The 21,238-nt window shown below is 30.9% G+C and carries 20 protein-coding genes and 2 other annotated features; of the genes, 19 read left to right on the top strand and 1 reads right to left on the bottom strand.

Annotated features, from left to right (window positions below; genetic code table 11):
* Window positions 1-9 precede the first annotated feature (9 nt).
* From ACK2WO_RS11785 to proC, 10 genes are all read left to right on the top strand, one after another.
* Window positions 10-1,002, top strand: a complete 993-nt coding sequence (locus ACK2WO_RS11785) for an isocitrate/isopropylmalate dehydrogenase family protein (protein ID WP_414697978.1) — start codon at window positions 10-12, stop codon at window positions 1,000-1,002.
* Between the two features lie 237 nt (window positions 1,003-1,239).
* Window positions 1,240-1,761 carry a nitroreductase family protein gene (locus ACK2WO_RS11780; RefSeq protein ID WP_414697977.1) on the top strand — a complete coding sequence of 174 codons (522 nt, stop codon included), beginning with the start codon at window positions 1,240-1,242 and terminating at the stop codon, window positions 1,759-1,761.
* Window positions 1,762-2,046: 285 nt separating this feature from the next.
* On the top strand, window positions 2,047-2,904 hold the full coding sequence (locus ACK2WO_RS11775; protein ID WP_414697976.1) for a hypothetical protein: 858 nt from the start codon (window positions 2,047-2,049) through the stop codon (window positions 2,902-2,904).
* 23 nt (window positions 2,905-2,927) lie between these two features.
* Window positions 2,928-4,166, top strand: a complete 1,239-nt coding sequence (locus tag ACK2WO_RS11770) for a glycosyltransferase family 4 protein (RefSeq protein WP_414697975.1) — start codon at window positions 2,928-2,930, stop codon at window positions 4,164-4,166.
* A gap of 100 nt (window positions 4,167-4,266) precedes the next feature.
* A complete protein-coding gene (locus ACK2WO_RS11765; protein ID WP_414697974.1) occupies window positions 4,267-5,121 on the top strand; it encodes a protein-ADP-ribose hydrolase in 855 nt (284 codons plus the stop codon).
* 180 nt (window positions 5,122-5,301) lie between these two features.
* On the top strand, window positions 5,302-6,060 hold the full coding sequence (locus ACK2WO_RS11760) for a DUF6873 family GME fold protein (protein WP_414697973.1): 759 nt from the start codon (window positions 5,302-5,304) through the stop codon (window positions 6,058-6,060).
* Between the two features lie 144 nt (window positions 6,061-6,204).
* Entirely contained in the window at window positions 6,205-6,807 is a 603-nt protein-coding gene (locus tag ACK2WO_RS11755) for a DUF445 domain-containing protein (protein ID WP_414697972.1), read from the top strand.
* 69 nt (window positions 6,808-6,876) lie between these two features.
* Window positions 6,877-7,098 (top strand) — a binding site (T-box leader).
* 95 nt (window positions 7,099-7,193) lie between these two features.
* The gene (gene thrS / locus ACK2WO_RS11750; RefSeq protein ID WP_414697971.1) at window positions 7,194-9,110 is read left to right on the top strand and encodes a threonine--tRNA ligase; all 1,917 of its coding nucleotides are present in this window, start codon (window positions 7,194-7,196) and stop codon (window positions 9,108-9,110) included.
* 728 nt (window positions 9,111-9,838) lie between these two features.
* On the top strand, window positions 9,839-10,027 hold the full coding sequence (locus ACK2WO_RS11745; RefSeq protein WP_414697970.1) for a hypothetical protein: 189 nt from the start codon (window positions 9,839-9,841) through the stop codon (window positions 10,025-10,027).
* Window positions 10,028-10,047: 20 nt separating this feature from the next.
* Window positions 10,048-10,845 carry a pyrroline-5-carboxylate reductase gene (gene proC, locus ACK2WO_RS11740; RefSeq protein WP_414697969.1) on the top strand — a complete coding sequence of 266 codons (798 nt, stop codon included), beginning with the start codon at window positions 10,048-10,050 and terminating at the stop codon, window positions 10,843-10,845.
* Window positions 10,846-10,973: 128 nt separating this feature from the next.
* On the opposite strand, the gene ACK2WO_RS11735 is transcribed toward proC, so the two are convergent.
* Window positions 10,974-11,534 (bottom strand): manganese efflux pump MntP family protein, encoded by a 561-nt coding sequence (locus ACK2WO_RS11735; protein WP_414697968.1) that lies wholly within the window; start codon window positions 11,532-11,534, stop codon window positions 10,974-10,976.
* A gap of 390 nt (window positions 11,535-11,924) precedes the next feature.
* Between ACK2WO_RS11735 and ACK2WO_RS11730 the strand changes: the two genes are divergently transcribed.
* The 9 genes from ACK2WO_RS11730 to pheT all read left to right on the top strand — a co-directional run bounded on the left by ACK2WO_RS11730 (window position 11,925) and on the right by pheT (window position 21,237).
* A complete protein-coding gene (locus ACK2WO_RS11730) occupies window positions 11,925-12,794 on the top strand; it encodes a methionyl aminopeptidase (protein WP_414697967.1) in 870 nt (289 codons plus the stop codon).
* 303 nt (window positions 12,795-13,097) lie between these two features.
* Window positions 13,098-13,607, top strand: a complete 510-nt coding sequence (gene infC, locus ACK2WO_RS11725; RefSeq protein WP_178411856.1) for a translation initiation factor IF-3 — start codon at window positions 13,098-13,100, stop codon at window positions 13,605-13,607.
* 28 nt (window positions 13,608-13,635) lie between these two features.
* Window positions 13,636-13,833 carry a 50S ribosomal protein L35 gene (gene rpmI / locus ACK2WO_RS11720; RefSeq protein WP_006440755.1) on the top strand — a complete coding sequence of 66 codons (198 nt, stop codon included), beginning with the start codon at window positions 13,636-13,638 and terminating at the stop codon, window positions 13,831-13,833.
* 67 nt (window positions 13,834-13,900) lie between these two features.
* Window positions 13,901-14,257: a 50S ribosomal protein L20 gene (gene rplT, locus ACK2WO_RS11715; RefSeq protein ID WP_006440756.1), complete on the top strand. Its 357-nt coding sequence runs from the start codon at window positions 13,901-13,903 to the stop codon at window positions 14,255-14,257.
* Window positions 14,258-14,533: 276 nt separating this feature from the next.
* Window positions 14,534-15,901, top strand: a complete 1,368-nt coding sequence (locus ACK2WO_RS11710; protein ID WP_414698755.1) for a TrkH family potassium uptake protein — start codon at window positions 14,534-14,536, stop codon at window positions 15,899-15,901.
* Between the two features lie 35 nt (window positions 15,902-15,936).
* Window positions 15,937-16,608: a potassium channel family protein gene (locus tag ACK2WO_RS11705; RefSeq protein WP_414698754.1), complete on the top strand. Its 672-nt coding sequence runs from the start codon at window positions 15,937-15,939 to the stop codon at window positions 16,606-16,608.
* A gap of 3 nt (window positions 16,609-16,611) precedes the next feature.
* Entirely contained in the window at window positions 16,612-17,406 is a 795-nt protein-coding gene (locus ACK2WO_RS11700) for a TrmH family RNA methyltransferase (protein ID WP_414697966.1), read from the top strand.
* A gap of 59 nt (window positions 17,407-17,465) precedes the next feature.
* Window positions 17,466-17,702 (top strand) — a binding site (T-box leader).
* Between the two features lie 94 nt (window positions 17,703-17,796).
* Window positions 17,797-18,816 (top strand): phenylalanine--tRNA ligase subunit alpha, encoded by a 1,020-nt coding sequence (gene pheS / locus ACK2WO_RS11695; protein ID WP_414697965.1) that lies wholly within the window; start codon window positions 17,797-17,799, stop codon window positions 18,814-18,816.
* A gap of 27 nt (window positions 18,817-18,843) precedes the next feature.
* Window positions 18,844-21,237, top strand: coding sequence for a phenylalanine--tRNA ligase subunit beta (gene pheT, locus ACK2WO_RS11690; protein ID WP_414697964.1), 2,394 nt, complete (start codon window positions 18,844-18,846; stop codon window positions 21,235-21,237).
* The last annotated feature ends 1 nt before the right edge of the window (window position 21,238 follow it).

Genomic DNA, 21,238 nt, shown 5'->3' with positions numbered 1-21,238 from the left:
GTGAAGCTAATGTATAAAATAACACTTATACCTGGGGATGGAATAGGACCTGAGGGAACTGCAGCTATGAAAAAAGTAGTAGCAAAAGCAGGTGTAGAAATAGAATGGGAAGAAGTAAAAGCTGGTATGGAGGTAATAGATGAATACAATACTCCACTACCAGACTATGTAATAGATAGTATAAAGAAAAATAAAATTGCTATAAAAGGACCTATAACAACTCCTGTTGGAAAAGGATTCAGAAGTGTAAATGTTGCACTTAGAAAAACTTTAGACCTTTATGCAAATGTAAGACCTGTAAAAAGTTTTAAAGGAATAAAAAATAGATATGAAGACGTGGATTTAGTTATAGTAAGAGAAAATACAGAAGGTTGCTATACAGGAATAGAGCACAAAATAGGTGACTATGGTGCAGAAACAATAAAAATAATAACAAGACCAGCATGTGAAAGAATAGTAGACTTTGCTGTAGATTATGCTAAGAAAAACAACAGAAAAAAAATAACTGGTGTACATAAAGCAAATATAATGAAATTGACAGATGGATTATTCTTAGACGTATATAGAGAAAAAGTAGAGGGATTAGATATTGAAGCAGATGATTTAATAGTAGATGCAGCTGCTATGAATTTAGTATTAAATCCAGAAAAATACGACGTAATGGTTATGCCAAACCTTTATGGAGATATACTTTCAGACTTATGTTCAGGACTTGTTGGAGGACTTGGACTAATACCGAGTGCCAATATAGGTAAAGACTATGCTGTATTTGAGGCTGTACATGGAAGTGCACCTCAGATAGCAGGCCAGAACATAGCTAATCCAACAGCTATAATACAATCTGCAGTTATGATGCTTAGATACATAGGCGAAAATGATGCGGCAGATAGAATCACAAATGCTTTAGAAAAAGTATTTGAAGATGGAAAAATACTAACTGTTGATTTAGGCGGAGATGCAAGCACTGACAAATTCGCCGATGAAATTTGCAAATATCTTTAATAAACTAAATTCCCTATATTAAAGGAGTTGCTACAATTATTGTAGTAGCTTCTTTTTTGTCTTTATAATTACAACAATATTGAGTATAGCTATACAAAAGGTGGGAACCCCAGAGTAAAAAATAATTGTTATTTTTTTAATTAAAGCTATTTTTTATAAATATATATAAAAAATCTTTAATTAAAGTATAATGTAATTATAGGAATTAAATATTTCAAAAATGAAGGGGGTATTTTTGTGATAGATTTTGTTAAAACAAGAAGAAGTTGTAGAAAGTATTCTGACCTTCCAGTGCCAGAAGATAAACTTAAAAAAGTTCTAAAAGCCGGACTTTTAGCTCCATCAGGAAGATCTAAAAGACCATGGGAATTTGTAGTAACTACAGATTCAAAAAAATTAGAGCTTTTATCTAACTGTAGAACACGGGGTGGAGGATTCTTCCTAAAGGATGCACCAGTAGCGATTGTTATAGCTGCTGATCCAGAATTGACTGATGTTTGGACTGAAGACTGCTCAATAGCAGCATCATATATGCAGCTTGAAGCTCATAGCCTAGGTCTTGCAACTTGTTGGGTACAGGTTAGAGAAAGAGCACACGATGAAAATCAGACAGCTGAAGATTATATAAAAAATGTTATGGAAATACCAGAAAACTACAAAGTGCAGTGCATATTAGGTCTTGGATATTCAAATGAGGATAAAGAATCATACACAGATAAAGATGTAGTTTGGGAGAAAGTTCATTTAGAAAAATTCTAACAATAGAAATTTTAAAATTGAAAATAGTTATTAAAAAAGAGTCTAATAAGGGCTCTTTTTTATTGTAATTTTATGCAAAATTTTTACAAAATATAGCTTTATTGTAGTAGAATAGAAAAGTAAAGCTTTATATAGAAAAAAACTAATAATAAGAAAATTACAATAGAAAAAACAAATACTATCATAAAAAATATAGTGTTATACTGATTTGTATAGAAAATATAATTTAACATATTGATAAAAGAAATAATTATAAATATATAAATCCAAAAAGGAGGATTGTTTATGAGGCTAAAAATAAAAAACTGTAGCCTTTTATGTAATCAAGGAACAGCATCTTATAATGAAGATGCGGCTGGTATAACACCTTTTGGAATATGGGTACTTGATGGAGCAACAGGACTTAATGGTAAGAATATAGTGTCTGATGAGAGTGATGCTAGATGGTACTCTCAGTGGTGGAATAACTTTTTACATGAAAATATATACAGAAGTGATTCGTTAAAAGAAATTATGTTGGATGGAATAAGAAGTATAAAAGAAGAGTATAAAGAGCTTGTAGAAGGTAAAGATGTAAAAAAATTAGATTTACCGTCTAGCTCTATAGCGATAGTAAAATTCAGAGATGATATGATAGAGTATTTTCTTTTAGGCGATTGTTCTTTTTTCTATAATGATGGAGAAAGAAAAATTATAAAAGATAGAAGTATATGTCACCTTGATGATAAAGTATACGATGAAATGATGAGAATACCTAATTTAGATAAGCTATCATTTAATGAAATAAAAGCTAGGGTTATGAATACCATAATAGAAAATAGAATGAAAAAAAATACTAAAGATGGATATTGGATTTTAGATTTTAGTGAGGAAGCAATTGAAAATTCTATACATGGATATCTTCAGGTAGAGGATGAAATGAAGATAATGCTTGCTAGTGACGGATTTACATGTGCATCAGATAGATATGGGATTCTGAAAGAGGATGAATTAATATATATAGCTGAAAAAATGGGAATAGAGTATATTTTCAATCAGGTGAGAGAATTTGAGGAAGACGACTATAAGGCAATAAAAATGCCTAGATTTAAGGTTATGGACGACTCAACAGCTGTATATGTAGAGCTTTATAATAAAAAATAGTTTATAGAAGGAAAGGATTAGAAATGAGGATATTACACATAACTACCCAAAAACCTAATAGCACAGGAAGCGGAATATATATGTGTGGAATGATAAAGGGATTTGAAAAATTAGGATATGAGCAATCCGTTATAGCTGGAATTGATGTGGATGACAGCATAAAAGAATTGGAAGGACATTTTGGAGATACAAAATTCTATCCAGTTATATATAATACAGATGAGTTAGATTTTAATGTAGTTGGAATGAGTGACTCTATGCCATATAAGAGTACTAGATATAGAGATATGGATTCTGAAATGGTAGAAAAGTTAAAAAAAGCATTTGAAAAGCAGATAAATAAGGCGTTAGAAGAGTTTAAGCCTAATATTATAATCTGCCATCATTTATATCTGCTTACTGCATTTGTAAGAGAAATTGTAAAAGATAAGAATATAAAAATAGCTGCGGTATGTCATGGAACTTGCCTAAGACAGTTAAAAACAATACCTCTTGAAAGAGAGTATATAAAAGAAAATATAAGAAATTTAGATATGTTATTTGCACTTCATGAAGAACAGAGAAGAGATATAATGTCTGTATTCAATGTTGGAGAGGACAAGGTAAAGGTAATTGGAAGTGGATATAACGATAAAATATTTAAGGATAAAAATTACAACATAGAAAAAGATTATATAGAATTAGTATTTGCAGGAAAAATATGCAAATCAAAAGGACTTATACCATTTATAGATTGTTTAGATAGACTAGATTATAATGATGATTTTATCAAAGTTAGACTTGCGGGTACAGGAAGCGATAAAGAATCTTATGATGAAATTGTAGAAAAGGCAAATAATAGTAGATTTGATATAAAATTCCTTGGAAAATTAAATCAAAATGATTTAAGTGAGGAATTCAACAAAGCAGATATATTTGTTTTACCTTCATTCTATGAAGGACTACCTGTTGTTGTATTGGAAGCTATGGCATGCGGTACAGATGTAGTAGTAACTGATATACCGGGGGTTAAAGAGTGGATTGGAGAAAAAATAAATACATCTGGAAAAATAAAATACGTTGAACTTCCAAAAATGAAAGCTGTAGGTGTTCCTGCAGACGATGCAATAGAGCCATTTGAGGAAAGATTATCTGAAGCTTTAGATCAGATGATAAAAGAAAATTTAGATACTACAAATCACAAAAGGTTTATAGATATGTCAGAAAAAACTTGGGATGGACTTGCAAAAAGAATGGAAGAAATGATAATAAAAACAAATTAGTATAACGTTTACAAATAAAATTTTAAGTTTGACCAATATGTGTTACAATTAAGTTAAATAAAAAAGAAAACTGACTTAAAACAGATTGGAGTGATGAGTTATGAAATGGAAAGACTATGCTGAGGATATAAAACTGTTTGAAGAATTAGATAAAACAGTTAAGCCACTTACAGAGGAGCAGAAAAATAAGAATATAAAAACTTTAACTACTTATTTTGCATCTGATGTACCAGCAAAAGTGTATAGCTCAAAAGTTGAATTAGAACCTATAGAAAAATTAAAAGCATTATTAGCTGCTTATCCGGTTAAAAAAATTACTCCGGAAATACTAGCTATGCTTGAAAATATTCTTCTTATAGAAAATGATATAGAAAATGCAGTTGATGCAAATTCAATAGAAGAAAAAGAAGATAGAATAGCCGTTTGGAAAGGCGATATAACAAAAATAAAGGCTGATGCAATTGTAAATGATGCAAACAGTTCATTATTAGGAAATAGACAACCATTCCATAAAGGAGTAGATAGTAAAATTCATGCAGCAGCAGGGCCAAGACTTAGAGAAGACTGCAATACAATAATAGAAAAACAAGGACATATCGAATACGCGGGAGATGCTAAGATAACAAGAGCATACTGCCTACCTTCAAAATATGTTGTTCATACTGTAGGACCTGTTGTTTTAGGTGGAAACCCTAGTAAAGAGCATGAAAAACAGTTACTTCACTGTTATAAATCAGTTTTAAATACTGTAAAAGATATAGAAGATATAAAAACAATAGTATTCTGTGGTGTATCTACAGGATCTTCAGGTTATCCAAAAAAAGAAGCAGCACAACTTGCTGTAGATAGAGTTAGAATTTGGTTAAAAGAAAATCCTGAAAAAGACATAAAAGTTATATTTAATGTATATGACGATGAAGAAATGGAAAAATACTTAAAAGCTTTAGAAAGATAGTTTTCTTAAATTTTAAAAGTTATATCAAAGTGATATTATTTAAAGTTTTAGGATGCTAACTTTAAAGCCTTGTGATATTAACTTAAAATAATATTAAATAAAAACTAAAATATAATAGAATTAGATTAAACTTAGGGCAGTATGATTTTCGTACTGCCTTTTATTTTGAGGTGGTATATTATGAAATTTGTAGAAAGTCCATTTTGTTTTAATGGAAAATTAAAGACTTGCATAGTAGATGGAAGAATTACAGATGAATTAGAAAAAAATTTGTTAGATAGAGATATTAGAATAATGAAAACTCCAAAATGTGAAGATGTGTACAAAGCGATATCTCATCATCCAGATATACAATTTTTCAATTGTGGAAGGGGAAAAATAATAGTTTGTCCAAATCTTTATGAGGAGTATGTTGATATTTTAAGTGATTTTAATATAGATATTATAAAAGGTGAAAAAATTATTAGTAAAAAATATCCAAATGATATAGCGTATAATGTCTGTGTTGTAGGAAAATATGCAATACATAATTTCAATTATACTGATGAGGTAGTTTTAAAAGAGATTGATGATTGTGGGTATGAAAAAATAAATATAAAACAGGGGTATGCAAAGTGCTCTATATGTGTTGTTGACGATAAATCTATAATAACTTCGGATAGGGGAATTTTTGAGGAAATAAATAATAGTAGTGCGGATATAGATTGTCTACTTATACAAGAAGGAAATATAGATTTGTTTGACATGAATTATGGATTTATAGGGGGATGTAGTGGATTATTGTCTAAAAATGAGATAGGATTCTTAGGGGATATAGAAAAGCATCCTAATTTTGAAGAGATTAGAGATTTTTTAGCTAAAAGAGGAAAAAAAGTTGTATCTTTATCAAATAAAAAACTTATAGATTTGGGTTCAATAATTCCTATTTTGTTAGAATAGTAGATTTAAAATAAAATATAGATTAAAATAATTAAAGTGTTGAATAAAATAAACATAAAGGTATATAATTATATTCTGATATATATGTAGGAAATATTTATAGAAATTTAAATAAAAAATTTTAAAGAGGAAAGGAAGTCAGTTATGCATATCTTTTTAAGAATATTATTTATGGCGATTATAGGGGGAGTTATAGGGTATATTACAAACGTTGTTGCAATAAAAATGCTGTTTAAACCTTATGAGCCGATAAAAATACCACTTACTAACATAGAGATAATGGGGCTTATTCCAAAAAGAAGAGCTGAAATAGCAAAAAATGTAGCAGAAACAGTTAAAAGAGAATTACTTAGCGAAGATGATATATTCAATGGAATAATAAAGGATGAAGATAAAGAAGAAATAGCAAGTTATATAAATTCTAAAATAGGGAATATAATATCAGAAAAGGCGATATTTTTACCATCATCTTTAGTATCAAAAATCAACGGATATATATCAGATATAGTTGATAAAGAGGTTGGAAATGCGATAGATGAGCTTGGTAGTACTTTTGTAGAAAAGGCAAAAAATAGAGTAGATATAGAAAAAATTATAGAAGATAGAATAAATGAATTCGATATAGAATATATAGAAGAAATGACTGTTAGAATAGCTAAAAAAGAGTTAAAACATATAGAAGTTTTAGGTCTAATATTAGGATTTTTAATAGGTATAGTTCAGGGATTAATAACACTGATTATATAATATTTCAGAAAATTAAAAGCTTTATATTGAAATATGCAAAATGATGTGGTAGAATGAAATCAGAATTTTATATTAGCGATGAAAAGACCGAGTAGGATAAAGGTCGTCTTACAGAGAATTTGGGCCACCGGCTGAGAGCCTAAAAGAAATGAGTTATCTGAAAACTAGCTTGGAGCTGGATTTAGTAGCGAAAGTGAAAGTATCCGGGTGATTACCTTATAATCTTCAAGAGGGTGTTTTATATTTATAAATACCAACTTGGGTGGAACCGCGAGTATACTCGTCCCAGTTTTATGGGACGAGTTTTTTTATTTTCTATAAATTGCAAAATATAAAATCAATAAGTAAATTATTATTAATTAATATAAAGGGGAGGACAAAAGGAAATGATAAAAGTATCTTTAAAAAACGATGTAAGAGAATTTGAATCTGGCGTATCAGTTTTAGACGTTGCTAAATCAATAAGCGAAGGTCTTGCAAGAAGTATAGTTGCAGCTGAAGTAGACGGGGAAGTAGTTGGATTAGATACAGTATTAGACAAAGACTGTGCAGTTAATCTTTTAAAATTTGAAGATAAAGAAGGTAGAGAAGTATTTAGACATACTTCATCTCATATACTAGCTCAGGCTATAAAAAGATTATATCCAGAAGCTAAATTAGCTATAGGACCTGCTATAGATAATGGATTCTACTATGATATAGACTTAGAACATAGTTTAGTTCCAGAAGATCTTGAAGCTTTAGAAAAAGAAATGAAAAAAATAGCTAAAGAAGATTTAAAAATAGAAAGATTTGAACTTCCAAGAGAAGAAGCTATAAAATTAATGCAGGAAAAAGGTGAAGACTACAAAGTAGAATTAATAGAAGATTTACCTGAAGATGCAGTAATATCATTCTACAAACAGGGTGATTTCACAGATTTATGTGCTGGACCACACCTTCTTTCAACTAAGAAAGTAAAAGCAGTTAAACTTACAAGTGTAGCTGGTGCTTATTGGCGTGGAGACGAAAATAGAAAAATGCTTCAGAGAATATACGGTGTATCTTTCGAAAAAAATAAAGATCTTGAAGAACATTTACATATGTTAGAAGAAGCTAAGAAAAGAGACCACAGAAAATTAGGTAAAGAATTAGGATTATTCATGATACCTGAAGAAGGACCTGGATTCCCTCTAATGTTACCAAAAGGTATGGCTCTTAAAAATTCTTTATTAGAATACTGGAGAGAAGTACATAGAGCAGCTGAATACGTTGAAATAGAAACTCCAATAATATTAAATAGAAAATTATGGGAAACTTCAGGACATTGGTATCACTACAAAGAAAATATGTATACTGTAAAAATAGATGAAGAAGATTTCGCTATAAAACCAATGAACTGTCCAGGAGGAATGTTATACTACAAGAGCGAAATGCACTCTTACAGAGATTTCCCAATGAGAGTTGCTGAACTTGGTAGAGTTCATAGACACGAATTATCTGGAGCACTTCACGGATTAATGAGAGTTAGAGCATTCACTCAGGATGACGCTCATATATTCATGTTACCAGAACAGATAAGAGATGAAATAAAAGGTGTAATATCTTTAATAGATGGTATATATAAAACATTTGGATTTGAATATCACTTAGAATTATCTACTAGACCAGAAGATTCTATGGGTTCTGATGAAGAATGGGAAGCAGCAGAAAATGGTTTAAGAGGAGCTCTTGAAGAATTAAATCTTCCATTCGTTATAAATGAAGGAGATGGAGCATTCTACGGACCTAAGATAGACTTCCACTTAACTGACTGCATAGGAAGAACTTGGCAGTGTGGTACTATACAGCTAGATATGCAGCTTCCAAGACAGTTCGATGCTACTTACATAGGACAGGATGGAGAAAAACATAGACCAGTTATGATACACAGGGTTGCATTCGGAAGTATAGAAAGATTCATAGGAATACTTATAGAACAGTATGCTGGTAAATTCCCAGTTTGGTTAGCTCCAACTCAGGTTAAAATAATACCTATATCTGACAAATATGCTGATTATGCTGAAAAAGTTAGAAAAGAATTATTCAACAATGGATTAAGAGTTGAAGTTGACGGTAGAGTTGAAAAAGTTGGATTCAAGATAAGAGAAGCTCAGCTAGAAAAAGTTCCTTACATGATAATAGTAGGTGAAAAAGAAGAAGCTGAAAACAATGTTTCTGTAAGATCTAGAGATGAAGGTGAATTAGGTAATGTTGAATTAGCTAAATTCATAGAAGATGTACAGGCTAAAGTAAAATCAAGAGAAAATATAGTAATGGAATAAATTATTAAAGAGGCTGTTGCAATTAATGCAATGGCCTCTTTAAGTTAGTAATCACAATTATTTGCTCTCCAGTCCTCAGCGCCCTAATTATTATTTGAAAATATTTAAATGTATGGGGCGCTTGCGGAATTGTAGATGCAAATTAATTTGTGGTTACTAACTTAAATACCGATTGTAAAAACTTGCAACAGCAATCATTTATAACAGATATACTATTATAAAAAATAAAAGAAAGTGTTACAAAATTTTTCATGACACCATTATTTTATATGTTAGAAAGTCTGAAAATTATGAAATTAATACGAAATATTATTAGATGTAATATAAATATAATGACTGTTTAAATTTCTAATGATATACTATAGTAAATAGCAATGAAAATTTAATATTTTATGAAAAAAATTAAATAATATTAAAAAACTCTATATTATAGAATAGTTATTAAAATCTTAAAGGCGGTAATATATATGAATGTATATAAAGTTATTTTTTATTATATTGGAATAGTATTAGTTTGTATTGTGTTTGTTAGGATGTTTTACGAGTTAGTAACAAAAAAATATAGGATGAGATTGAATTCAGATTATGTAAATAAGAATCCTAAGATACAATATTTTCAAATAATCTTTTGGATTTTAGGTGTTATTTTTTCGGGAATATGTGTTTTTACAATTGGAGTAGCTGGGTTAAAAGATTTACCCTTTGTGTAAAAAAATGAATACCCACATGTGATAGGTAGAGTAGTAGAAGTTGACAAGACATCTCACGGAGATTATTCTGTTATTATTGAAGATGAAATAACAAAGGAAAAAGTTGATATAGGTTTTGTTCATAAGATATTAATAAAAGGTGAAAAAGTAGAGGTATATTATTTGCCACATTTAAAGTTTGGCAGTGTATATAAAATGCAAAAGTAATGTTTTGAGGAGGGAATTGTATGAAGTTTGGATTTTTAGGTGTAGGAAATATGGCAGCAGCTATTATGAAAGGTATGTGCTTAGGTAATTCTTTTGATAATGCTGATGTTCTAGGATATAATAGAACAGCTGCTAAGGTAGAAAAGCTATCTGAAGAGTATGGTTTAACTACTTGTTATTCTGTTAAGGAGCTTATGGAAAAATCTGATGTTGTAGTTTTATCAGTAAAACCACAGGTTTTACCAGATGTTATGCCGGAAGTTAAAAATCTTTTAAGAGAAGGACAGTTAGTTATATCAATAGCAGCAGGTAAGGAAATAAGCTATTTACAGGAAAATTTAGGTGAAGATGCTCATGTAGTTAGAGTTATGCCAAATGTAAATGCACAGGCATTAATGTCTACAAGTTGTTTTACTTGCAGTGAAAATGTTACTGATGAAGAAAAAGAAGTTGTTAAGACAATGTTTGGGGAAATAGGAAGTATAGTAGAAATAGAAGAAAGCCTATTTGCAGTATTTACAGCAGTTGGATGTGCATCTCCAGCATTTACTTACATATATATAGATGCTTTAGCAAGAGCTGGTGTTAAATGGGGACTTCCAAAAGATGTAGCACTAGAAATAGCAGCAAGTTCAGTTCTTGGTTCAGCTAAGATGGTTATGGAATCTGATAAACATCCATTTGGATTAATGGACGAGGTTTGTTCACCTGGTGGAACAACAATAGAAGGGGTTTGTCAGCTTCAGGACAATAACTTTATGAGCACAGTTGAAAAAGCAGTTAGTGCTGTTATAGAAAAAGATATGTCTTTAAAATAAAAAATATAAATCAAAATAAAAAATGAAAAATTATAATATAAAAAATGGGCTATTGAAAATAATACAATAGTCCATTTTTTATATTTACGATTCTTTTGTAATTAGTGTAAAAGTATAAAGGTGATTTTCTAAAAAATTCCTAAATGTTGTAGAAGTATTTTTGTTCCAAGGAGTACAAGAACTACACCACCTGCAAATTCAGCTTTAGATTTAAATCTTATCCCAAATAGAGTACCTATTCTTATTCCAAATGCAGATATGATAAATGTCGTAATTCCGATTAATATAGCAGCATAGACTATGTTCACACCTAAGAATGCAAATGTGATTCCGACAGCCATTGCATCTATGCTAGTAGCTATAGCTAAAACTACCATAGTCTTAAAATCAAAAGAAGAGCTTTCGACGTCGCAGCTTTCCTTTCTAGATTCTTTAATCATATTAGCTCCTATAAGTGCAAGAAGAACAAATGCAACCCAGTGGTCTATAGACATGATTTTTTCTTTAAAGCTACTAGCTAGAATATATCCTATTACAGGCATAAGTGCCTGAAATCCACCAAAGTATGTACCTGTTAGAAGGGATTTTTTTACATCTCTTTCTCTAAGTGTAAGCCCTTTACAAATTGCAACTGCAAAAGCATCCATTGAAAGTGCCACAGCAGTTATGAATAATTCAATTAAACTCATAATTTCCTCCAAATAAATTAATAATGTAAAAAATGATAATTAAAAGGGAAAAATAAATGATTTACTTTCAAATGAAAATAAAAAAAGACCTATCTACAGCCTAAGCTGCAGATAAGTCTCGTCATTCAAAATAAAGCCAGACAGTCAAACTGCCAGTATGTTGACTAAATTACAATCCTAAAAGGATTGCCAACTACTCCCTTATTGCTAAAAATTATCATATAAATATCATATATTATTATAAAAGAAATTATTTAAGTTTGTCAATTAGTAGTAATTAATAAAATTATTTTTCAAATATAAATAAACCTTCACATATTAAAAATAAGTGTTAAAATATAAATGTAGATTTAAAATAATTAAAAATAAGCGGAAAAGGAAGGATAGCATATGACTACTAATAGAAATGATAAATGCTGGTGTGGAAGCGGATTAAAATATAAAAAATGCCATATGGATTTTGATGAAAAATACAATGAAATGGCAGCAAAAGGGCATATAATGCCACCAAAATCTTTAATAAAAAATAAAGAACAGATAGAAGCAATAAAAGAAAGTGGAAAAATAAACACAGGAGTACTTGATGAAGTTGCAAAACATATAAAAGCAGGAATGAGTACAGCTGACATAGATAAAATAGTTTACGATTATACGATAGCTCATGATGCAACTCCAGCGCCTCTAGGATATGGTGGATTCCCTAAGAGTGTTTGTACTTCTATAAATAGTGAAGTATGCCATGGTATACCAGATGAAAATATAATCTTAAAAGAAGGAGATATTGTCAATGTAGACGTATCTACTATAAAAGATGGATATTTCTCAGATGCATCAAGAATGTTCAAAATAGGAAAAGTTAGTGAAGCTGCTGATAAAATAACTGATGTAGCAAAGGAATGTTTAGAAGCAGGAATAAAAGCAGTTAAACCTTGGGGACATCTTGGAGATATAGGTGCTGCAGTACAGGAAGTAGCAGAAAAAAATGGATATTCAGTAGTAAGAGCATTTGGTGGACATGGAATAGGATTAGAATTCCATGAAGATCCATTTGTAGCACATGTTGGTAAAAAAGGTCAGGGAATGGTATTAGTTCCAGGAATGATATTTACAATAGAGCCAATGATAAATGAAGGAGAATACGATGTATATGTGGATGATGTAAATGAATGGACAGTATATACAGCAGACGATTCTCTATCAGCTCAGTGGGAACATCAGATACTAGTAACTGAAGACGGAATAGAAATAATAACACAGTAGTTTGATTTATAGAAATATTGATAACATTTTTGTAGAAAATTAGTATTAAAAATTTATTCTCAAAAATAAATTTAAATTTTTTCAAAAAAAGACTTGCATTAAGTTGATGAAAGTAATATAATAAACAAGTAAGTTAAAAAAAGCAAGTAGAAATCCGTTTCTCACCTTACGACGAGAGTTAGTAAGTGTTAATATGAGTTAGAAAAAGCTTTAGGTAAAAGCTTTAATTAGTAATGAGAACTTATATGGCGGATGATAATTTATCATTCGCCTTTTTTAATATAATGATGGAGGTGGACTACCATTAGTAAGGAAGTCGCAATAAACGAACAGATAAGAGAAAAGGAAGTAAGAGTTATCTCTGCAGATGGAGAACAGCTTGGAGTTATGCCTATAAAAGAAGCTCAGGGATTAGCAAACAGCAAAAGCTTAGATTTAGTTATGATTTCGCCAAATGCTAAACCACCTGTTTGTAAAGTAATGGATTATGGAAAATACAGATACGAACAGGCAAGAAAAGAAAAAGAAGCAAAGAAAAAACAGAAAACTGTTAATGTTAAAGAAGTAAGATTAAGACCAGGTATAGAACAGAATGACCTTAACACTAAAGCTAAACAGGCTATGAAATTCTTATCAAAAGGAGATAAGGTTAAAGTAGAACTTAGATTTAGAGGTAGAGAATTAGGTCACAAAGACCTTGGTAAAGATGTAATGCTTAAATTCATAGAAGCAGTGAAAGAGTTTGGAGAACCAGCGAAAGCCCCTACATTTGAAGGGAACAACATGGTTGTAATAATAGATCCAAAAAAATAGATAAATATTCGAGAGGAGGAACTTTGTCATGCCAAAAATGAAAACTCATAGAGGTGCAGCAAAAAGATTAAAAAGAACAGGAAATGGAAAATTAAAAAGAGCTAAAGCTTACAAAAGCCATATATTAACTAAAAAATCTGCAAAAACTAAAATGAACTTAAGACAGTCAACTTTAGTTTCTGAAGGTGATGCTAGAAGAATAGCTCAGTTATTACCATACAAATAAGAATCGTAATAAAAGAAACGGAAAATATAAGAAGATTTTAAATAATAAATAATGGAGGATAAGAATAATGGCAAGAGTAAAAAAAGGTATGAATGCCCGTAAAAAACATAAAAAAGTTTTAAAACTTGCAAAAGGATTCAGAGGATCTAGAAGCAAATTATTTAGACCAGCTAATGCATTCGTTATGAAAGCATTAAGAAATGCATACATAGGTAGAAAATTAAAGAAAAGAGATTACAGAAAACTTTGGATACAGAGAATAAATGCAGCTGCTAGAATGAACGGAATATCTTACTCAAGATTAATGAACGGTTTAAAATTAGCAGGTGTTGAAGTTAACAGAAAAATGTTATCTGAAATGGCTATAGCTGATCCAGCTGGATTCGCTAAACTTGTAGAAGTTGCTAAAGCTAAATTAGCTTAATTAACATTATACTACGTAAATACAGACTGTTTTGCATAAGCAAGACAGTCTTTTTTTATGGTTCAAACTTAACAATTGATTGTATCTGATAAGGTTGTTTTTAATTCCAAATTAGAATATAATATATTAATGATATTTAAAATAATTAATTAGAGCTTAAAATAAAAATGTAAAATAAACATAAAAAAATAAAAGGTGTTAATATACACATTATGTAAAGTTATATAGAAATATGTAATTTTATAATGTTAGGAGGTACGAGGAAAATTGAAAACAATGCTCAAAAGAGTTGCTTCTTACGGGAGTGGAATGCAACCAACTCAGGTAATGGTTATCGGGTTTGCAACGGTTATATTAGCAGGAGCTATAATGCTAAATTTACCGATAGCTACACAAAACGGAGAGAGTATAGGATTTTTAAATGCATTATTTACAGCTACATCAGCTGTATGTGTTACGGGATTGGTAGTAGTTGATACAGCTACCTATTGGAGCTTTTTTGGTCAGCTGACGATAATAATGCTTATACAAATAGGTGGACTAGGATTCATGACTGTTACAACAATGTTTGCACTTATTACGGGTAAAAGAATAAATCTAAAGGAAAGGCTACTAATACAGGAGGCATTAAATCAAAGAGATTTATCAGGTATAGTAAGACTTACTAGATATGTTCTTATGATGACATTTGCAATAGAGGGTATAGGAGCTATTATACTATCGACTACATTTATACCGATGTTTGGTTTTGTAAAAGGAACATGGTATTCAATTTTCCATGCGATTTCAGCATTCTGCAATGCTGGATTTGACCTTATGGGAGCTACAGCTGGTCAATTTACATCTATAGTATGTTTTAATAATAATTATGTAGTAATGATTACAATTTCGTTTTTAATAATATTTGGTGGTCTGGGATTCCCTGTTCTACTAAATATAATAAGAGAAAAGAGATATTCAAAATTCAACCTACATACTAAAGTAGTTATTTTTACAACAGGAGCACTTATAATTGTAGGTACAATTACAATTTTAGCAATAGAGTTTGATAGACCAAGTACTCTTGGAGATATGCCTATAATGCAGAAAGTTGTAAATGCATATTTCCAATCTGTTACATCTAGAACAGCAGGATTTGCTAGTATAGACCTTACTAAGCTAAGAGAAAGTACTCTATTTGCTATGATAATTTTAATGTTTATAGGTGCAGCACCGGCATCTACTGGTGGTGGTATAAAAGTTACAACACTTGCTACACTTTTATTATCAGTTAAGAGTCTTATATTAGGAAAATCAGATATAGAAATATATGAAAGAAGAATAAGCTCATCTACTGTTAGAAAAGCTATGGTAATATTTGTAGTAGGAATAAGCTTTGTTGTAATAGGAACATTCTTATTATCAGCAACACAGGAACACTTTACTTTAACAGCAGCTGCATTTGAGGTTGCATCTGCATTTGCTACAGTTGGACTTAGTATAGGAGGAAGCCCTACACTTACACCAATAGGTAAGCTACTTATAATAATGTATATGTTCGCTGGACGTGTTGGATCTCTTACAATATTTATGGCATTTATGTCAGGTAGTTCTAAAAAGGTTCAGCCGGTTAGATATCCTGAAGGAAGCTTAATCGTAGGATAAAATTTTTAGGGTTATTAGGAGAGGAGAAAATGAGTATGAAACAATATATAGTAATAGGATGCGGTAGATTTGGAGCTTCAGTTGCATCTACAATGCATTTATTAGGCCATCAGGTTATGGCAATAGATAAAAATGAGGATATAATACAGAATCTTTCTGATAAAGTAACACATGCAGCAATTGTCGATGTTACAGATGAGCGGGCACTTAGATCACTTGGTCTAAGTAACTTCGATGTTGCAATAGTTGCAATAGGTTCAGATATAAGGGCATCTATAATGGCTACACTTATAGCTAAAGAAATGGGTGTAGAAGAAATAATCTGTAAAGCTAAGGATGAATTACAGGCTAAAGTTCTTTATAAAATAGGTGCAGATAGAGTTGTATTCCCAGAGAGAGATATGGGAGTTAGGGTTGCACACAACTTAGTATCAAATAATATACTAGACCATATAGAATTAGATCCAGAGTACTCTATTGTTGAAATAGTTGTTCCTAAAAAATGGATGGGCAAATCTCTTATAGAGCTAGAGCTTAGAAGTAGATACGAAATAACAGTTCTTGCTATAAAGAGCGGAAAAGAAATAAATGTAACTCCTTCTCCAGAAGAAAAACTTGAGGGTGGAAATATACTTGTAATAATAGGTAAAAACTCAAGCATTAGAGATATAATAAATCAAAATATTGAAACTGTGGGGAGAAGATAATTTATGGTAGAAATAACTAGTAAGGACAATGAAAAAATAAAAAATACCAAACTTCTTCTAAAATCAAAAAACAGAAATAAAGAGAGCAAATTTATAATAGAAGGATATAGAATATTAACGTTAGCTTTTGAGCAAAAGGATATTATAGATTATGTCTTTATAAATGAGGATTTTGAAAATAAAGAAGAACACAGAGAATTTTTAAAAAAATTAGAAGATGCAAATATAAAAGTATATAAGACAACTAATAAGAATTTTAAAGATATGGTAGATACTGAAAACACTCAGGGTATACTAGCAGTTGTTTCTTATCAGAAAAAGACTCTTGAAAAGAATCTAACTGATGATGATAAATACGTTATAGTATTAGATAGAATTCAGGACCCTGGTAATATGGGAACAATAATAAGAACAGCAGATGCAGCAGGTGCAGATGCGATAATAACTTTAAAAGGATGTGTCGATATATACAACCCAAAGGTAATAAGATCTACAATGGGTTCTATATTTAGCATGAATATAATTCCTGCTGAAAGAGATGAGATGTTATCTACATTAAAATCTAAAGGTATAAAGATTGTATCAAGTTGGCTTGATACAGAAAACTGGTACGATACTGTAGATTATGGGGATAAAGTTGCACTTGTAATAGGAAATGAGGCTAATGGAATTGATGATGTTATAGCCGAAAATTCTGATTTACTTGTAAAGATACCTATATATGGAAGTGCAGAATCTTTAAATGCGGCGATAAGTTCAGCAATTCTAATGTATGAAATCAAAAAATCACTTGTCTAAAAGACAAACAATATGTTATAATCATAGGGAATTGTAAAAACAATTACAAAAATTAAAAATAATTGACATTGATAGAGAAAAGTACTGTGAACCATTTCAGTAAAGAGATAGATTGTCGTTGGCTGTGAGCAATCTTCTGAAATATCATGGGAAGTTCACTCTGGAGTTTCCATACTGAAGTCGATTTGATGTGTAAGTTTGGACGTATAGGATGCGTTAAATCTTTTGAGGTGGTCTAATATAATTTATTAGACTACTAGGGTGGTACCGCGGAATTATAGTCTTTCGTCCCTAGCTGGGATTGAAAGACTTTTTTTATGAAAAAAATAAGAAAATAAATTTTCGCAAAGAAAAATAAGAAAAACTATTTATGAAAGGGTGATTTTAAAGATGCAGGAAAAACTTCTTGAATTACAGAAAAATGCATTAGCTGAAATAGCACAGGCTGACAGTATAGAAAAAGCTGAAAGTCTTAGAGTTAAATACCTTGGTAAAAAGGGAGAACTTACAATAATATTAAAAGGAATGGGAAAATTATCTGCTGAAGAAAGACCAGTTGTTGGTAAAGTAGGTAATGAAGTTAGAACAGCAATAGAAGAAGGAATAAACAACGCTAAAACTGAGCTTAAAAAAGCAGAACAGGCTAAAAAATTAGCAGAAGAAGTAATAGATGTTACAATGCCTTCAAAAGAATTTAAAGTAGGTAAAAAACATCCTATAACTAAAATAATAGATGAAGTAACTGATATATTCATAGGAATGGGATTCTCAATAGCAGAAGGTCCAGAAGTTGAAACAGTTAGAAATAACTTCGATGCATTAAATGCTCCAAAAGACCATCCATCAAGAGATATGTCAGATACATTCTACATAAATGATGATTTATTATTAAGAACACAGACTTCTCCAGTTCAGATAAGAACTATGGAAAAAGAAGATTTACCAATAAAAATAATAGCTCCTGGAAGATGCTTCAGATCAGACTCTCCAGATGCTACACATTCTCCAATGTTCCATCAGATAGAGCTTCTAGTTGTTGGAAAAGACATAACTATGACAGAATTCAAAGGAACTTTAAACACATTCGTTCAGAAATTATTCGGAAGTGAAACAAATACAAAATTCAGACCTCACAACTTCCCATTCACTGAACCAAGTGCGGAAATAGACGTAACTTGCTTCAAATGTGGTGGTAAAGGTTGCCCAGTTTGTAAAGGAGAAGGTTGGATAGAAATATTAGGTGCAGGTATGGTACATCCTAATGTACTTAGAAACTGTGGAATAGATCCAGAAGTTTACAGTGGATTCGCAGCAGGTATGGGTGTTGAAAGACTTGCAATGCTTAAATACGGTATAGACGACATAAGATTATTATTCGAAAATGATGTTAGATTCTTAGATCAGTTCTAATTTGATGAAATAGGGAGGAAAAATTAAATGTTAGTATCAGTAAAATGGTTAAGAGATTACGTAGATATAGATATGGACGTAAAAGAATTTGCCGATATGATGACAATGACAGGGACTAAAATGGAAACTGTTGAATACTTCGGTGAAGATATAGAAAATGTTGTAGTTGGGAAAATATTAGAAATAAACCCACATCCAAATGCAGATAAATTAATAGTAACAAAAGTTGATGCTGGAGAAAAAGTTCTTCAGATAGTAACAGGAGCAAAAAATGTAAAAGTTGGAGACTATATACCTCTAGCAATACATGGAGCTAAACTTCCTGGTGGAATAAAAATAAAAACAGGAAAATTAAGAGGCGAAGTATCAGAAGGTATGATGTGTTCTGCAGCTGAACTTGGAATAGATGAAAAATACGTTGAAGAATACAAAAAGAACGGAATATTCCTTCTTGATTATGAAGATAGTTATGAAACAGGTAAAGATGTTAAAGAAGTTCTTAGCATAAATGATGCTGTTATAGACTTCGAATTAACATCAAATAGACCAGACTGCAGATGTGTAATAGGTATAGCTAGAGAAGCAGCTGTAACAGTTGGTAAAAAAGTTAAATACCCAGAAGTATCTGTTAAAGAAGAAGCTGATGAAGCAATAGATTTCGATGTGCAGATAGAAAACCCAGAATTATGTAGAAGATATGCAGCTAGAATAGTTAAAGATGTTAAAATAGCTCCATCTCCATACTGGATGCAGAGAAGATTAATAGAAGCTGGTGTAAGACCTATAAACAACATAGTAGATATAACTAACTATGTAATGTTAGAAATGGGACAGCCAATGCATGCATTCGATTTAAGTGATATAGGAACTGGAAAAATAGTTGTTAGAAATGCTGAAGAAGGAGAAAAATTCGTTACTTTAGACGAACAGGAAAGAACTCTTGATAAAGATATGTTAGTTATAACTAATGGAGAAAAATCTTTAGCTTTAGCAGGTGTAATGGGTGGATTAAACTCAGAAATAAAAGACACTACAACTGAATTATTATTTGAAAGTGCAAACTTCCAGTCTGAAAATGTAAGAGCTACTTCTAAAAAATTAGGACTTAGAACTGAATCTTCTTCAAGATTTGAAAAAGGTATAGATCCAAACTTAGCAGAACTTGCTGTAAACAGAGCAGCTCAGTTAGTTGAAATGTTAGGTGCTGGTAAAGTATTAAAAGGTATAGAAGATAACTATCCTTCGAAAACAGAACAGAAAATACTTACAGTAAATCCTAAGAGAATAACAGCTAGATTAGGAATAGACCTTCCAATAGCTCAGTTCATAGAAATATTAGAATCATTAGAATTCGACTGTGACTTAAAATCTGCTGAAGAATTAGAAATAAGAGTACCTTCATTCAGATTAGATATGGAACAGGAAGCAGATGTTCTTGAAGAAATAGCAAGAATATACGGATTCGAAAATATACCAGCTAAACAGTTAGAAGGTAACTACACAGCAGGTGTAAAAACTGAAAGACAGAAATTCAACGATATATTAAAATCTACAGCTCTATCAGCAGGATTATACGAAGTACTTAGCTACTCATTTGTAAGTCCATCAGGTGTAGATAAAATAAAATTACCAGCGGATTCTCCAAAGAGAAACTTTGTAAAACTTTTAAATCCACTTGGAGAAGAAACTTCTGTAATGAGAACTACAATGATACCAAATATGCTTGATATAGTATATACTAATATGTCAAGAAAGAACCCAGAATTTGCAGCATTTGAATGTGGACATGTATTCGTACCAAGTGAAGAAGGACTTCCTTCAGAATTAAACCACATGTGTATGGCAATGTACGGAAAAGAAGTAGATTTCTTCGTTCTAAAAGGTGCAGTTGAAAAAGTTCTTGAAAGAGCAGGAATGAAAGAATATGAAATAATACCAGAAAAAGAAAACACTACATTCCATCCAGGTAGATGTGCTAAAATAGTATGTAATGGAGCATTAGTAGGTTACTTAGGGGAAGTACATCCAGAAGTACTAGAAAACTACGGATTAACTCAGAGAGTATACGTTGCTGAAATAGATACTGATGTAGTATTCGAAAATTCAGATAGAACAATAGTATTCAAATCTCTTCCAAAATATCCATCTACATCAAGAGATATAGCACTTACTGTAAAAGATGAAGTATATGTAAAAGATATAGAAGATATAATAAAAGCTAATGGAGAAGGATTAGTTGAAAGTTATAGATTATTCGATGTATATAAAGGATCTCAGATAGAAACAGGATATAAATCTGTAGCATACAGCATAACTTATAGAAGTGCTGAAAAAACACTTACTGATGATGACATAGCACCAGTTCACGAAAATATATTAAAAGAATTAAGCGAAAAATTAGGTGCTGAATTAAGAGCTTAAT

This window comes from Peptacetobacter sp. AB845 (assembly GCF_047528295.1).
Classification (GTDB): domain Bacteria; phylum Bacillota; class Clostridia; order Peptostreptococcales; family Peptostreptococcaceae; genus Peptacetobacter.
Note: the sequence above shows the minus strand (reverse complement) of the source record. Positions and strands in the feature narration are given on the sequence as shown.